Origin of the sequence: Streptomyces sp. WZ.A104, assembly GCF_002382885.1 — a bacterium.
Classification (GTDB): domain Bacteria; phylum Actinomycetota; class Actinomycetes; order Streptomycetales; family Streptomycetaceae; genus Streptomyces.
This window is the reverse complement of record NZ_NWVL01000070.1, coordinates 1-13,429: the sequence shown is the minus strand read 5'-3', so window position 1 is coordinate 13,429 and position 13,429 is coordinate 1. Positions and strand designations below refer to the sequence as shown.

Genomic DNA, 13,429 nt, shown 5'->3' with positions numbered 1-13,429 from the left:
AAGGCGCCGGGCCGTTACTTGTCGATGTCCCCGACGACGAAGAACAGCGAGCCCAGGATCGCCACCATGTCGGCGACCAGGGTCCCCGGCAGCAGCTCGGTGAGCGCCTGGATGTTGTTGAACGAGGCGGAGCGCAGCTTCAGGCGGTACGGGGTCTTCTCGCCCTTGGACACCAGGTAGTAGCCGTTGACGCCGAGCGGGTTCTCGGTCCAGGCGTAGGTGTGGCCCTCCGGGGCCTTGAGGACCTTGGGCAGCCGCTGGTTGATCGGCCCCGGCTCCAGGTGGGCCATCCGGTCCAGGCAGGCGTCCGCCAGGTCCAGGGAGTTGAGCGTCTGCTCCAGCAGGCACTCGAAGCGGGCCAGGCAGTCGCCCTCGGTCCGGGTGACGACCTTCAGGGTGTCCCGGAGCTCCCCGTACGCGAGATACGGCTCGTCGCGGCGCAGGTCGAAGTCGACCCCCGAGGCGCGGGCGATCGGCCCCGACACCCCGTAGGCGTGCACCGCTTCGGCAGACAGCACGCCCACATCGCGGGTACGGCCCCGGAAGATCTCGTTGCCGAGGACGAGGTTCTCGTACACGTCCATCCGGGAGCGGACCGAGGCCACGGCGTCGCGGACCCGCCCCGACCAGCCTGCCGGGACATCCTCCTTGAGCCCGCCGACCCGGTTGAACATGTAGTGCATCCGGCCGCCGGAGACCTCCTCCATCACCGCCTGGAGCTCCTCGCGCTCGCGGAAGGCGTGGAAGACCGGGGTGATGCCGCCGAGTTCGAGGGGGTAGGAGCCGAGGAACATCAGGTGGTTGAGGACCCGGTTCAGCTCGGCGAGGAGCGTCCGCGTCCACACCGCGCGCTCGGGTACCTCCATGCCGAGCATCCGCTCGACGGCCATGACGACGCCCAGCTCGTTCGAGAACGCGGAGAGCCAGTCGTGGCGGTTGGCGAGCATGATGATCTGCCGGTAGTCGCGGGCCTCGAAGAGCTTCTCCGCGCCCCGGTGCATATAGCCGATGACCGGCTCCGCGTGCTGGACGCGCTCGCCGTCCAGGACGATCCGCAGCCGGAGGACCCCGTGCGTCGAAGGGTGCTGGGGGCCGATGTTCAGCACCATGTCGGTGCTCTCCGCCGCGCCGCCGATACCGATGGTGGTCTCCGTCATGGGGGCCAGTATTCCCTGACCGTGACCGGGCGCGGGGGTCACCCGTGCCGGGGTGCCCCCACCCGGTGCAGCAGCCACCCGAAGTCGCCGAGTCCGCCGCGCGCGGTCAGCTCCGCGGCCTCGCCCGCCGCCGCCAGCGCGCGTACGTAACCCGCCGGATCGGTCGCGGCCAGGCTCAGCGGCGGCCGCGATCCGCCGATCCCCAGCCGCCCGAGCGCCGACCGCTGGTCGGTGAGCTCGGCGGTGGCGTCCGGGACCGCCGCCGCGCACGCGTCCAGCGCCACGTGGGCCGTCAGGTCGCAGGAGCCGTCCGGCACCGGCCGCACCTCGCGCCCGTCCCGGAAGCCGGTCAGCGTCCCGAAGGGCGGCCGCCCGCCCCGTACATGGGCGTAGTCCACCGCCACCGCGAGACCGGCGGCCAGCGAGGAGACGGCCCCCGCCCAGGCCGCGTCCCGGGGGCGGCCGATCTCCGCCCGCTCACCCGGCGCGGACAGCGGCCACCACCGCTCCAGCCACGCCGCGTCCGCCCCGGTCACCGGCGGGCCGAGGCGCTCCGTACCGTCCCAGGTCCGTGCCTGTACGTACCGGGCGACACCGTCGCCGTCCACCTCCGCCACCTCCACCGGCACGTTGTCCAGCCACTCGTTGGCGAACAGCAGCCCGGTGACGCCCCGGGGCGGTTCCGCGCACCACTCGATCCGGGGGTCCAGCCCCTCGGGCCGGCCGGCCACCTCGACGGCGTACGCGGTCACCTCCAGCCCCTCCGGCAGCGCGGCCAGCACCCCGGTCAGCAACTCCCCGCGCCCCGCCCCGACGTCGACCAGCGCCACCGTGTCCGTGCCCAGCTCCCGTGCGGTCCGGGCCAGCAGCCGGACCACCGCGGCCGCGAACAACGGTGAGGCGTGCACCGACGTACGGAAGTGGCCCGCGGGTCCCTCGGGGCTCCGGTCCGGGCTGCGGTAGAAGCCGTCGTCGCCGTACAGAGCGGCCTGCGCCGCCCCTCGCCACCCACGCCACTCACCCGTCACGCCGTCCGCCACGTTGTCCCTCACGTAGGCAAGTCTCCACCTTGGGGAGTACGGTCCCAGAACCCGGATCGATCCTCCGGTTGACCCGGGCACCTATCCGCTGTCCCTACGCTGGGTTACGTGCAGCGCCTCTACGATTTTCTCCGCAGACACCCGACGGGCGTCGACGTCTTCTGGGCGTTCGTCCTCCTCGGGCTCTCCGGCATGTCGATGGCTTCGGGCATGTACGACGCGGGGCGCGAGGCGATCGTCGCGGTTCCTGTCGCGCTGGGGCTCTCCACGGTGGTGGCCCTGCGCCGGCGCGCCCCGGAGAAGATGCTGCTGCTCGCCATCACGGTGGGCGTCGTCCAGCTGGTCTTCGGCGTCCGGCCGAGCATCGGCAACTTCGCGATGCTGGTGATCACGTACACCGTCGCCGCGGTCGGGGAGCGCTGGGCGTCCAGGCTCGCCCTGGTGTGCAGCCTGAGCGCGGCCGCCCTGTCCCAGCTGCGGTGGGAGGCCGAGCCCGGGGGCTCCTGGGCCCAGGCCGTCTTCGTCACCATCGTCATGACCGTGCCGTTCGTGCTGGCCTGGGTGCTCGGTGACTCGCTGCGGACCCGGCGGGCCTACTTCAGCCAGTTGGAGGAGCGGGCCGCCCGGCTGGAGCGGGAACGCGAGGCGCAGTCCAAGGTCGCGGTGGCCGCCGAGCGCGCCCGGATCGCCCGCGAGCTGCACGACGTCGTCGCGCACAACGTCTCCGTGATGGTCGTCCAGGCCGACGGCGCCGCCTACGTCATGGACGCCGCCCCCGACCAGGCCCGCCAGGCCCTGGAGACCATCTCCAGCACCGGCCGCCAGGCCCTGGCGGAGATGCGCCGGCTGCTCGGGGTGCTGCGCACCGGCGACGCCCCGGAGAGCGGCGAGTACGTCCCCCAGCCCGATGTGGAGCAGATCGAGGAACTGGTCGAGCAGGTGCGGCAGACCGGCCTGGAGGTCGACTTCAAGGTCGAGGGCACCCCGCGCCCGCTCCCCAGCGGCGTGGAGCTGACCGCGTACCGCATCGTGCAGGAAGCCCTGACGAACACCCGCAAGCACGGCGGCCCCGATGCCGGGGCCAGCGTCCGGCTGGTCTACTTCGACGACGGCCTCGGGCTGCTGGTCGAGGACGACGGCCGGGGCGCGGCCCACGAGCTGTACGAGGACGGCGGCGCGGACGGCGCCGGGCACGGGATGATCGGGATGCGGGAGCGGGTCGGCATGGTCGGTGGCACCCTGGACGCCGGGCCGCGGCCCGGCGGCGGATTCCGCATCAGCGCCCTGCTGCCGCTCAAGCCCGCGGGCTGACCGCACTCCACGACCGCCCCGACCCGACCGCTTCGACCACGACCCGACCGCTTCGACCACGATCCGACTTCTTCGACCACCACGAACCCAGGACAGGACACGATCCCCATGGCCATGGCCATCCGAGTGATGCTCGTAGACGACCAGGTTCTCCTGCGGACCGGTTTCCGGATGGTGCTCGCGGCCCAGCCCGACATGGAGGTCGTGGCCGAGGCCGGGGACGGGGCCGAGGCGATCGAGATCCTGCGGTCCACCGCCGTCGACGTGGTCCTGATGGACGTCCGTATGCCCCGGCTCGACGGCGTCGAGGCGACCCGCCGCATCTGCGCGCAGCAGGACCCGCCCAAGGTGCTCATCCTGACCACCTTCGACCTGGACGAGTACGCCTTCTCCGGGCTGAAGGCGGGGGCCAGCGGCTTCATGCTCAAGGACGTGCCGCCCGCCGAGCTGCTCGCCGCGATCCGCTCGGTGCACAGCGGTGACGCGGTCGTCGCCCCGTCCACCACCCGCCGCCTCCTGGACCGGTTCTCGCCGCTGCTGCCCAGCGGACAGAAGGAGCCGAAGAACAAGCACATCGCCAAGCTCACCGAACGCGAACGGGAAGTCATGCTCCTGGTCGCGCAGGGCCTGTCGAACGGCGAGATCGCGGCCCGGCTCGTGCTCTCCGAGGCGACGGTCAAGACCCACGTCGGCCGCATCCTCACCAAGCTGAACCTGCGCGACCGGGTCCAGGTCGTCGTCCTCGCCTACGAGACCGGGCTGGTCCGCGCGGGCGGCGGCGCGGGCTGAGAGGGCAGGACCGGGCCCGAGGGCCTACCGCAGCACGCCCTCCAGGAAGTCGCTGCCGAGCCGGGCGACGACGGTCAGGTCCAGCTGGTGCAGGACATAGCGCCCGCGTCGGCGTGTGGTGACCAGGCCCGCCTTCTTGAGCACCGACAGATGCCGGGAGACCTCGGGCGGGGTGATGCTGTGCGATTCGGCCAGTTCGCCGGTGGTGTACGGCGAGCGGGCGAGGTTGCGGCACAGCCTCATCCGCATCGGGTGGGCCAGGGCCTCCATCCGGCGCTGGAGCTGTTCGACGGAGGCGGGGGACGGCAGATCCGGCATCCGGACCGGGTAGTGGATCACCGGGCGCCAGCGGCGGGCGTGCAGCACGGTCAGGTGCGGCCAGCCGAAGCTGGTGGGGATGAGGGTGAGGCCGATGCCGACGTCCGGGTCGACGGTGGTGGTCCGGCCCTCGGACAGCTTGTCGATGGTGATCCGGTCCGCGGCCTCGTCCAGTGTCACGGCCGAGGAGACCGCGCCGACCGCGTCGGCGAGCCCCTTGCGCCGCAGCAGCTCCGTCTTGTGCCGGGCGTCGGCGGCCAGCTGGACGGAGACCCGCCGCCAGGTGTCCGCGAAGAACGCCTGGTCGCAGTCCTCCAGGAGCCGCCTGATCCATGCGCGTACGGAGACGGGGTCGGCCAGCAGCCGCTTGGTGAACTCCACCTGCCGCGGCCCGCGTGCCGCCGCCATGTCCAGGGCCCGGGCCCGCATGACCGGGTCCGTCAGCGGGGACGGGGCGTCGCTGCCGTACATGCTGGAGCAGGTGAACTCCGTGGCCGCGGCGACGAATCGCTCGTCGTCGAGCCGGTCCAGGATGTCCAGGTCCTCCGCGAGGCCCGCCCCGGTCCTGCCGTCGCCCCCGGGGATGCCGGAGAACGGCAGGAAGATGTCGGAGAAGGTGTTCCGCCACAGGAACTCCGCCTCCACCAGCCGGTCGGCGAGGTCGGGCTCCAGGGCCGCCGCGGTCGCGGTGGTCCAGCCGTGCAGGCCCGGATGGTGCCCGGGCTCCGAGAGCGCATGCAGGGCGAGCCCCAGCTCGGCGAGGGGCGAGGTCGCGAAAACGACGCGGTCGGCGGGGAGTCCCGCGATGTCTATGTGCACGCTCATCCCCCCATATTGGGGGTACGCGCACGGGCCGACGTTTCATTTGACGCGGGCCGTCAATCAACGCGCGGCATCGCTGCGGCCTGCGCACGCTGGATGCATGGACGCCATTCAGCAGCACATGCTCGACACCTACCGCGCGGCCCAGTTGGCGGAGCCCGCGCCTCCGCCGCCGGGCCGGCACGACCGCACGACCCTGCGCGACCTGTACCGGCACTGGCTCACCCACCCGCCGACGCGCCGGACCGGCCCGTCCGGCAAACCCAGCCCGTCCGGCGTCTGAGGCCGGAACCCTGAGGCCGGGGCTCTGAGGACGGGGCCCTGAGGACGGGACCTCTGAGGACCGGGGCCAGGTCACCGGACAGGGCCCGCTACGCCAGGTACCCGACGAACGCCCCCACCGCCTTCCGTACGTCGTCGGCGGTCCATTCCAGCCCGTCCGCCGCCACCGTCACCTCCGTGAACGAGACCCCGGGCGGCAGCCCGCCCCCGGCCGCTCCCGGGAACCAGCGCCGGAACAGCGTCACGCCGCTCTCCTCTGCCTGCAGCAACGACGCCTCGTCCAGCACCTCGGTGCCGTACGGCAGCCAGACCTGGAACTGGTGCGTGTGCGGCGGCTCCGGACGCACCCGGAACCACGGCACCCCCGCCTCCGCGAACCCCTCCGCCAGCGCCCCGGCCACCACCTTCGCGTGCGCCACGTACGACGGCAGCCTCGGCAGCTCCCGCTCCAGTCCCAGCAGCGCGGACAGCGCCGCCGGATACTGCTGGAAGACCTGGCCCCCGTACCGGTGGCGCCACACCCGGGCCTCCTCCACCAGCACCGAAGGGCCCGCCAGCACCGCCCCGGACAGTCCGTCCAGCGACTTGTAGAACGACACGTACACGCTGTCGGCGAGCGCCACGATCTCCGGCAGCTCCCGCCCGAAGTGCGGGCCGCACTCCCACAGCCGCGCCCCGTCGAAGTGGACCACCGCGTCCCGTTCCCGGGCCGCCTCCACCACCGCCGTCAGCTCCTCCCAGGACGGCAGCACGAACCCGGCGTCCCGCAACGGAAGCTCCAGCATCAGCGTCCCGAACGGCTCGGGGAACTCCCGTACCTCCTCGGCGCTCGGCAGCCGGGGCGCGGACGTCGGATGCACCGTGCGCAGCCCGCTCACCGAGCCGAGCGCCCCGCCCTCGTGCAGCTCCGGGTGGGACAGGGGATGCAGCGCCACCGTCGCGTCGCCCGTACGCCCCGCCCAGCACCGCAGGGCGACCTGCTGGGCCATCGTGCCGGTCGGGAAGAACGCCGCCGCCTCCGTCCCCAGCACCCCGGCCGCCCGCCGCTCCAGATCGGCGACGACCCCGCCCCCGTACACATCGGTCCAGTCCTCCGGATCGTGTACGGACGAGGCGTCGGCCGCCAGCGCCGCCAGCCGCTCGCCCAGCGTGCCGTCCGCGCCCATCCGCGCCAGCACCCGGCTCGACCCCCGCCACGCGGCCAGCCTGCGCCGCCGCTGCTCCTGCTCATCCGTCGTCGCCATGGGACGATCATCACCCGGACCTCTGACAGCCCGCCCGCGGGTTTCCCTCGGTTCGCGGAGTTATCCACAGGCTGTGGGCGGCGGGGAGGCTTCCCCGAAACGCTGGCGTAGCATGCAGAGAAATCGTCCGGTACCCCCCGCGGACTGGAACGGAAGGCCATCGCCGCGTGAACGCATCAGTTTCGAAGGAACCCCTCGACGCGAGGGACCGCCCCGCCCGCCTCACGGTCGGGGTCGTCGGCGCGGGCCGCGTCGGCCCCGCACTCGCCGCGTCCCTCCAGCTCGCCGGACACCGCCCGGTCGCCGTGTCGGGCGTCTCCGACGCCTCCCGGCGGCGCGCCGCCGAGCTGCTCCCCGACGTGCCCCTGGTGGAGCCCGCCGAGGTGCTGGCCCGCGCCGAGCTGGTGCTGCTGACCGTCCCCGACGATGTGCTGCCCACCTTGGTGGAGGGCCTGGTCGAGACCGGCGCCGTGCGGCCCGGCCAGCTGCTCGTCCACACCTCCGGGCGGTACGGGACGAAGGTGCTGGACCCCGCGCTGCGGGCCGGGGCCCTGCCGCTCGCGCTGCACCCGGCGATGACGTTCACCGGCACCGCCGTCGACGTCCAGCGGCTCGCGGGCTGCTCCTTCGGGGTCACCGCCCCCGAGGAGCTGCGGCTCGCCGCCGAGGCGCTGGTCATCGAGATGGGCGGCGAGCCCGAGTGGATCGCCGAGGAGTCCCGCCCGCTCTACCACGCGGCCCTCGCGCTCGGTGCGAACCACCTGGTCACCCTGGTCGCCCAGTCGATGGAGCTGCTGACCAAGGCCGGGGTCGCCGCCCCGGACCGGATGCTCGGGCCGCTCCTCGGCGCGGCTCTGGACAACGCCCTGCGCTCCGGCGACGCCGCGCTGACCGGCCCGGTCGCGCGGGGGGACGCGGGCACGGTCGCCGCCCACATCGGCGAGCTGCGCGCCCACGCCCCGCAGGCGGTGGCCGGGTATCTCGCGATGGCCCGCGCCACGGCCGACCGGGCGCTCGCCCACGGCCTGCTCAAGGCGGAGCTGGCCGAGGACCTGCTCGTCGTCCTGGCGGCCGACCAGGAGACCCGCCCCGGCGGCTCCGGCCCGGGACCACGACCGGGGGAGACCCGATGACGACCATCAGCCGTACGGGACCGGGAGAGGCCCGATGACGACCACCAGCCGTACGGGAGACGTGGGCCCCGCCGCCCCGGGCCGGGCCCCCGCCCTCCTGCGCACCGCCGCCGAGCTCGACGCGCTGCCCCGCCCCACCGGGGCCGAGCGTGCCGTCGTCATGACCATGGGCGCCCTTCACGAGGGCCACGCCGCCCTGATCCGCGCCGCCCGCACCGCCGCCGGACGAGACGGCCAGGTCGTGGCCACCGTCTTCGTGAACCCGCTCCAGTTCGGCGAGGCCGCCGACCTCGACCGCTACCCCCGCACCCTGGACGCCGACCTGGAGATCGCCGCGGCGGCGGGGGCCGACGCGGTCTTCGCCCCCGGTGTGGACGAGGTCTATCCGGGCGGCGAGCCCCAGGTCCGGATCACCGCCGGCCCCATGGGCGAACGCCTCGAAGGCGCGGCCCGCCCCGGGCACTTCGACGGGATGCTCACCGTCGTCGCCAAGCTCCTCCACCTCACCCGGCCCGACGAGGCGTTCTACGGGCAGAAGGACGCCCAGCAGCTCGCCCTGATCCGCCGCATGGTCCGCGACCTGAACTTCGGCGTCCGGATCACCGGTGTGCCCACCGTGCGGGACCCCGACGGGCTCGCGCTCTCCAGCCGCAACAGATTCCTCTCCACCGAGGAGCGGCACACCGCGCTCGCCCTGCCCCGCGCCCTGTTCGCGGCCCGCGACCGGCTCGCGGCCCAGCAGGCCCTGCACGAGCGGGCCAAGGCCACCGCCCCCGGCTCCGACCGGGCCGCCGGGCTCAACAGGATGGGCGAGGCACGTGCCGCCGCCGACGCCCAGGCCGTGGCGCTTGCCCGGCCCAACGGGGCGCCCGCCGCCGTCCGGGCCGCCGCTCAGGCGGTGCTCGACGAGGCCGCGGCCCGGGGCAGGCTGCCGCTCGCCGTGGACTATCTGGCCCTGGTGGACCCGGCGGACTTCACCGAGATCCCCGACGACCGCGAGAGCGGGGAGGCGATCCTCGCCGTCGCCGCCAGGGTCGGGGACACCCGCCTCATCGACAACATCACCCTCACCTTCGGAGCCCTGACGTGACCGGAATACGGCTGACCGCCCCCGCCCCCGGCTGGGCCATCGACGCGGACGTCGTGGTGGTCGGCTCCGGCGTCGCCGGGCTCACCGCCGCGCTGCGCTGCGCGGCCGCCGGACTGGACACCGTGGTCGTCACCAAGGCCCGGCTCGACGACGGCTCGACCCGCTGGGCACAGGGCGGTATCGCCGCGGCCCTCGGCGAGGGCGACACCCCCGAGCAGCACCTCGACGACACCCTGGTCGCGGGCGCGGGCCTCTGCGACGAGGAGGCCGTCCGCACCCTGGTCACCGAGGGCCCCGACGCCGTACGCCGCCTGATCACCACCGGCGCGCACTTCGACACCACGGACAGCGGTGAGATAGCGCTGACCCGCGAGGGCGGCCACCACCGCCGCCGCATCGCCCACGCGGGCGGCGACGCGACCGGCGCGGAGATCTCCCGCGCCCTGGTCGGGGCGGTCCGCGAGGCAGCCCTCCACACCATCGAGAACGCCCTCGTCCTGGACCTGCTCACGGACGCCGAGGGCCGTACGGCCGGGGTCTCCCTGCACGTCATGGGCGAGGGCCAGCACGACGGCGTCGGCGCGGTCCGGGCGCCCTCGGTCGTCCTCGCCACCGGCGGCATGGGCCAGGTCTTCTCCGCCACCACCAACCCCTCCGTCTCCACCGGCGACGGGGTGGCGCTCGCGCTGCGGGCCGGGGCGGAGGTCTCCGACCTGGAGTTCGTCCAGTTCCACCCGACCGTCCTCTTCCTGGGCGCGGACAGCGAGGGCCAGCAGCCGCTGGTCTCCGAGGCCGTACGCGGCGAGGGCGCGCATCTCGTCGACGGCGACGGCGTCCGTTTCATGGCCGGTCAGCACGAGCTGGCCGAGCTGGCCCCCCGCGACATCGTCGCCAAGGCCATCACCCGCCGGATGCACGAGCAGGGCACCGAGCACATGTATCTGGACGCCCGGCACTTCGGGGCGGCCATGTGGGAGCAGCGCTTCCCCACGATCCTGGCCGCCTGCCGGGCCCACGGCATCGACCCGGTCACCGAGCCGGTCCCGGTCGCCCCGGCCGCGCACTACGCCTCCGGCGGCGTCCGCACCGACCTGCGGGGCCGCACGACGGTGCCCGGCCTGTACGCCTGCGGCGAGGTCGCCTGCACCGGGGTGCACGGGGCCAACCGCCTCGCGTCCAACTCCCTCCTGGAGGGCCTGGTCTTCGCCGAGCGCATCGCCGCCGACATCGCCGAGGCCCGCCCGCCCCGCACCGAACCGGCCCCGGGCGCCGACGATCCGGTCGCGCTGCTGGCCCCCGAGGCCCGTACGGCGATCCAGCGCACCATGACCCGCGGCGCCGGGGTCCTGCGCTCCGCCGAGAGCCTGGCCGCCGCCGCCGAGGATCTGGAGGCCCTGCACCGCGAGGCGGCCACCGACGGGGACGGGGCCAAGGCGGTCGTCCCCGGGGTCGACGCCTGGGAGGTCACCAACCTCCTCCTGGTCTCCCGGGTCCTGGTCGCCGCCGCCCGGGACCGCGAGGAGACCCGCGGCTGCCACTGGCGCGAGGACCGGCCCGACCGCGACGACGCCCACGGCCGCCGCCACCTGGTCGTCCGGATCGCGCCCGACCGCACCCCGGTCGTCCACCGCACGGAGACCGCCGCATTCCCGCCCGTACGCCCGTCGGATTGAGCACACTGCTGGAAGCAGCCGCTCCGCCGCACACCGCGGGGCGGCACCAGCAACGCCGGTAGCACCAGCCGTACCCGCACCACCCGCCACGCCCCCGAGGAGCCGTCACCGTGAGCACGCCCGAAGAGAATCCGCGCCCCACACCCGTGGACGTACCGCTGATCAGCGTCGGCGCGCCCGCCCCGTCCGAGGCCTCGGGAGGCGGCTGCGGCGACGGCTGCGGCTGTGGCGGTGACGACGGATTCGACGCCGAAGCCCTGGAGTGCGGCCTGGACCCCGCGCTCGCCCTGCTGCTGGCCGAGGCGGGGCTCGACCCCGTCCAGGTCGAGGACGTCGCCCATGTGGCGATCGAGGAGGATCTCGACGGCGGGGTGGACGTCACGACGGTGGCGACCGTCCCCGAGGACGCCGTCATCACCGGTGACTTCACCGCCCGGGAGGCGGGCGTCGTGGCGGGGCTGCGGGTCGCCGAGGCGGTCCTGTCGATCGTCTGCACCGAGGAGTTCGAGGTCGAGCGGCACGTCGAGGACGGCGAGCGGATCGCCCCCGGGCAGAAGCTGCTGACCGTCACCACCCGCACCCGCGACCTGCTGACCGGCGAGCGCAGCGCGCTGAACCTGCTCTGCCGCCTCTCCGGCATCGCGACCGCCACCCGCGCCTGGGCGGACGTGCTGGAGGGCTCCGGGGCCCAGGTCCGCGACACCCGCAAGACGACGGCGGGCCTGCGCGCGCTGGAGAAGTACGCGGTGCGCTGCGGCGGCGGCGTCAACCACCGGATGTCGCTCTCCGACGCGGCCCTGGTCAAGGACAACCACGTCGTCGCGGCGGGCGGGGTCGCGGAGGCGTTCAAGCGGGTCCGCGCCGAGTTCCCCGACCTGCCCATCGAGGTCGAGGTCGACACGCTGGAGCAGGTCCGCGAGGTGCTGGACGCGGGTGTCGACCTGATCCTGCTGGACAACTTCACCCCGGCCGAGACCGCCGAGGCGGTCGCCCTGGTCGCGGGCCGCGCGATCCTGGAGTCCTCCGGCCGCCTCACGCTCGACTCGGCCCGCGCCTACGCGGACGCGGGCGTCGACTACCTGGCGGTCGGGGCGCTCACCCACTCCTCGCCGATCCTCGACATCGGCCTGGACTTCCGCGACGCCGACGCGGCCGAGGACACCATCACCGACGGGGCCGACGCCTGATGCTCCTGACCATCGACGTCGGCAACACGCACACGGTCCTCGGCCTCTTCGACGGCGAGGAGATCGTCGAGCACTGGCGGATCTCCACCGACGCCCGCCGTACCGCCGACGAGCTGGCGGTACTCCTCCAGGGCCTGATGGGCATGCACCCGCTGCTGGGCATGGAGCTGGGCGACGGCATCGAGGGCATCGCGATCTGCGCGACCGTCCCCTCGGTCCTGCACGAGCTGCGCGAGGTCACCCGCCGCTACTACGGCGACGTGCCCGCCGTCCTCGTGGAGCCCGGCGTCAAGACGGGCGTGCCGGTCCTGATGGACAACCCCAAGGAGGTCGGCGCGGACCGCATCATCAACGCGGTCGCCGCCGTCGAGCTGTACGGGGGTCCGGCGATCGTCGTCGACTTCGGCACCGCCACCACCTTCGACGCGGTCTCCCCGCGCGGTGAGTACGCGGGCGGGGTCATCGCCCCCGGCATCGAGATCTCGGTCGAGGCGCTCGGCGTCAAGGGCGCCCAGCTCCGCAAGATCGAGCTGGCCCGGCCGCGCAGCGTGATCGGCAAGAACACCGTCGAGGCCATGCAGTCCGGGATCGTCTACGGCTTCGCGGGCCAGGTCGACGGGGTGGTGGAGCGGATGAAGAAGGAGCTGGCCGCCGACCCGGACGACGTCACGGTCATCGCGACGGGCGGCCTTGCTCCGATGGTGTTGGGGGAGTCCGCCGCGATCGACGAGCACGAGCCGTGGCTGACACTCATCGGACTGCGCCTGGTCTACGAGCGGAACATGCCCCGGTCGTAGGGGATGCCCCGGCGGCGCTCGGCGTACCTGCGACAACGCGCGGTGGCGGCGGCCGGGCCCCGGGCGGGCGCGCCGCGCCACCGGCGACCAGTTAAACGGATTTTGTCCATTTAGCACGTATTGTCGCGTTATGCCCACGCCCTACGGTTCACGAGGCGGCATGGCGTTCAGCGCGGACGAGCTGCGGGTGCTCCGACGTGCCCTCGCCATCGCCCTCCACCCCATGCCCCTGTCCGACGAGGATGTCCAGGACTGCCTGCGGCTCGCGGGCTCCGTGGACGAGGCGGTCGGCGAGGCCGGTCGGCTGCGAGCGTTCCTCCTCGCCGACCTCGCCCGCTACCGCAACGCCCTCCCCGGCTCCGTCGCCGGCTATCTGGAGCTGCTCCAGGACGCCCTGGCGGCCGGCTACGACCCCCGCCCGGACGACCTGGCCGCCCTGCGGGCCCTGCGCGGCAGGCCGCTCGCCGCGGCCCTCCTGGAGCGCTGCCAGGTCCTCGCGGAGCGCTCGGTACGGGCTCGGCTCGCCGGCCGCTCCGCCGGGCTCGCGGCCCCCGGCCCGCGGAGCCGACTGCTGGCCCTGCCCGGC

At 73.9% G+C, this 13,429-nt stretch carries 13 protein-coding genes; 9 read left to right on the top strand and 4 right to left on the bottom strand.

Features of this window, described 5'->3' with window-relative positions; all coding sequences use genetic code 11:
* Window positions 1-14 precede the first annotated feature (14 nt).
* A complete protein-coding gene (locus CIB93_RS29330; RefSeq protein ID WP_096631250.1) occupies window positions 15-1,157 on the bottom strand; it encodes an NADH-quinone oxidoreductase subunit D in 1,143 nt (380 codons plus the stop codon).
* 38 nt (window positions 1,158-1,195) lie between these two features.
* On the bottom strand, window positions 1,196-2,185 hold the full coding sequence (locus CIB93_RS29325; protein ID WP_096631286.1) for an SAM-dependent methyltransferase: 990 nt from the start codon (window positions 2,183-2,185) through the stop codon (window positions 1,196-1,198).
* Between the two features lie 120 nt (window positions 2,186-2,305).
* Here CIB93_RS29325 and CIB93_RS29320 point away from each other — a divergent pair, with 120 nt between their 5' ends.
* The gene (locus CIB93_RS29320) at window positions 2,306-3,508 is read left to right on the top strand and encodes a sensor histidine kinase (RefSeq protein WP_096631249.1); all 1,203 of its coding nucleotides are present in this window, start codon (window positions 2,306-2,308) and stop codon (window positions 3,506-3,508) included.
* A 114-nt stretch (window positions 3,509-3,622) separates the two neighbouring features.
* Window positions 3,623-4,297, top strand: a complete 675-nt coding sequence (locus tag CIB93_RS29315; protein ID WP_096631284.1) for a response regulator transcription factor — start codon at window positions 3,623-3,625, stop codon at window positions 4,295-4,297.
* Window positions 4,298-4,321: 24 nt separating this feature from the next.
* Here the strand turns inward: CIB93_RS29315 and CIB93_RS29310 are convergent, their stop codons facing one another.
* Window positions 4,322-5,434, bottom strand: a complete 1,113-nt coding sequence (locus CIB93_RS29310) for a DUF5937 family protein (protein WP_096631282.1) — start codon at window positions 5,432-5,434, stop codon at window positions 4,322-4,324.
* A 103-nt stretch (window positions 5,435-5,537) separates the two neighbouring features.
* Here CIB93_RS29310 and CIB93_RS29305 point away from each other — a divergent pair, with 103 nt between their 5' ends.
* Window positions 5,538-5,720 (top strand): hypothetical protein, encoded by a 183-nt coding sequence (locus CIB93_RS29305; RefSeq protein ID WP_096631247.1) that lies wholly within the window; start codon window positions 5,538-5,540, stop codon window positions 5,718-5,720.
* An 88-nt stretch (window positions 5,721-5,808) separates the two neighbouring features.
* On the opposite strand, the gene CIB93_RS29300 is transcribed toward CIB93_RS29305, so the two are convergent.
* A complete protein-coding gene (locus CIB93_RS29300; protein WP_096631246.1) occupies window positions 5,809-6,963 on the bottom strand; it encodes a low specificity L-threonine aldolase in 1,155 nt (384 codons plus the stop codon).
* Between the two features lie 167 nt (window positions 6,964-7,130).
* On the opposite strand from CIB93_RS29300, the gene CIB93_RS29295 reads away from it, so the two are divergent.
* The 6 genes from CIB93_RS29295 to CIB93_RS29270 form a co-directional block, all read left to right on the top strand.
* Complete coding sequence (locus tag CIB93_RS29295) at window positions 7,131-8,096, top strand: Rossmann-like and DUF2520 domain-containing protein (RefSeq protein WP_096631244.1); 966 nt, start codon at window positions 7,131-7,133, stop codon at window positions 8,094-8,096.
* Between the two features lie 34 nt (window positions 8,097-8,130).
* Complete coding sequence (gene panC / locus CIB93_RS29290) at window positions 8,131-9,186, top strand: pantoate--beta-alanine ligase (protein WP_096631242.1); 1,056 nt, start codon at window positions 8,131-8,133, stop codon at window positions 9,184-9,186.
* Window positions 9,183-10,859: an L-aspartate oxidase gene (locus CIB93_RS29285; RefSeq protein ID WP_096631241.1), complete on the top strand. Its 1,677-nt coding sequence runs from the start codon at window positions 9,183-9,185 to the stop codon at window positions 10,857-10,859. The genes panC and CIB93_RS29285 overlap by 4 nt, the downstream gene beginning before the upstream one ends.
* A 146-nt stretch (window positions 10,860-11,005) precedes the next feature.
* Window positions 11,006-12,046 carry a carboxylating nicotinate-nucleotide diphosphorylase gene (gene nadC, locus CIB93_RS29280; RefSeq protein WP_179500286.1) on the top strand — a complete coding sequence of 347 codons (1,041 nt, stop codon included), beginning with the start codon at window positions 11,006-11,008 and terminating at the stop codon, window positions 12,044-12,046.
* Window positions 12,046-12,843 carry a type III pantothenate kinase gene (locus CIB93_RS29275; protein ID WP_096631238.1) on the top strand — a complete coding sequence of 266 codons (798 nt, stop codon included), beginning with the start codon at window positions 12,046-12,048 and terminating at the stop codon, window positions 12,841-12,843. The genes nadC and CIB93_RS29275 overlap by 1 nt, the downstream gene beginning before the upstream one ends.
* Window positions 12,844-13,003: 160 nt before the next feature.
* Window positions 13,004-13,429 (top strand): hypothetical protein (locus CIB93_RS29270; protein ID WP_096631236.1); only part of this gene is annotated, 426 nt, incomplete at its 3' end.

What these genes read in the sequence shown, in the direction of transcription:
- CIB93_RS29330 (WP_096631250.1), bottom strand. Translation starts at nt 1,157, where the DNA reads ATGACGGAGACCACCATCGGTATCGGCGGCGCGGCGGAGAGCACCGAC.
- CIB93_RS29315 (WP_096631284.1), top strand. Translation starts at nt 3,623, where the DNA reads ATGGCCATCCGAGTGATGCTCGTAGACGACCAGGTTCTCCTGCGGACC.
- CIB93_RS29305 (WP_096631247.1), top strand. Translation starts at nt 5,538, where the DNA reads ATGGACGCCATTCAGCAGCACATGCTCGACACCTACCGCGCGGCCCAG.
- CIB93_RS29300 (WP_096631246.1), bottom strand. Translation starts at nt 6,963, where the DNA reads ATGGCGACGACGGATGAGCAGGAGCAGCGGCGGCGCAGGCTGGCCGCG.
- panC (WP_096631242.1), top strand. Translation starts at nt 8,131, where the DNA reads ATGACGACCACCAGCCGTACGGGAGACGTGGGCCCCGCCGCCCCGGGC.
- CIB93_RS29275 (WP_096631238.1), top strand. Translation starts at nt 12,046, where the DNA reads ATGCTCCTGACCATCGACGTCGGCAACACGCACACGGTCCTCGGCCTC.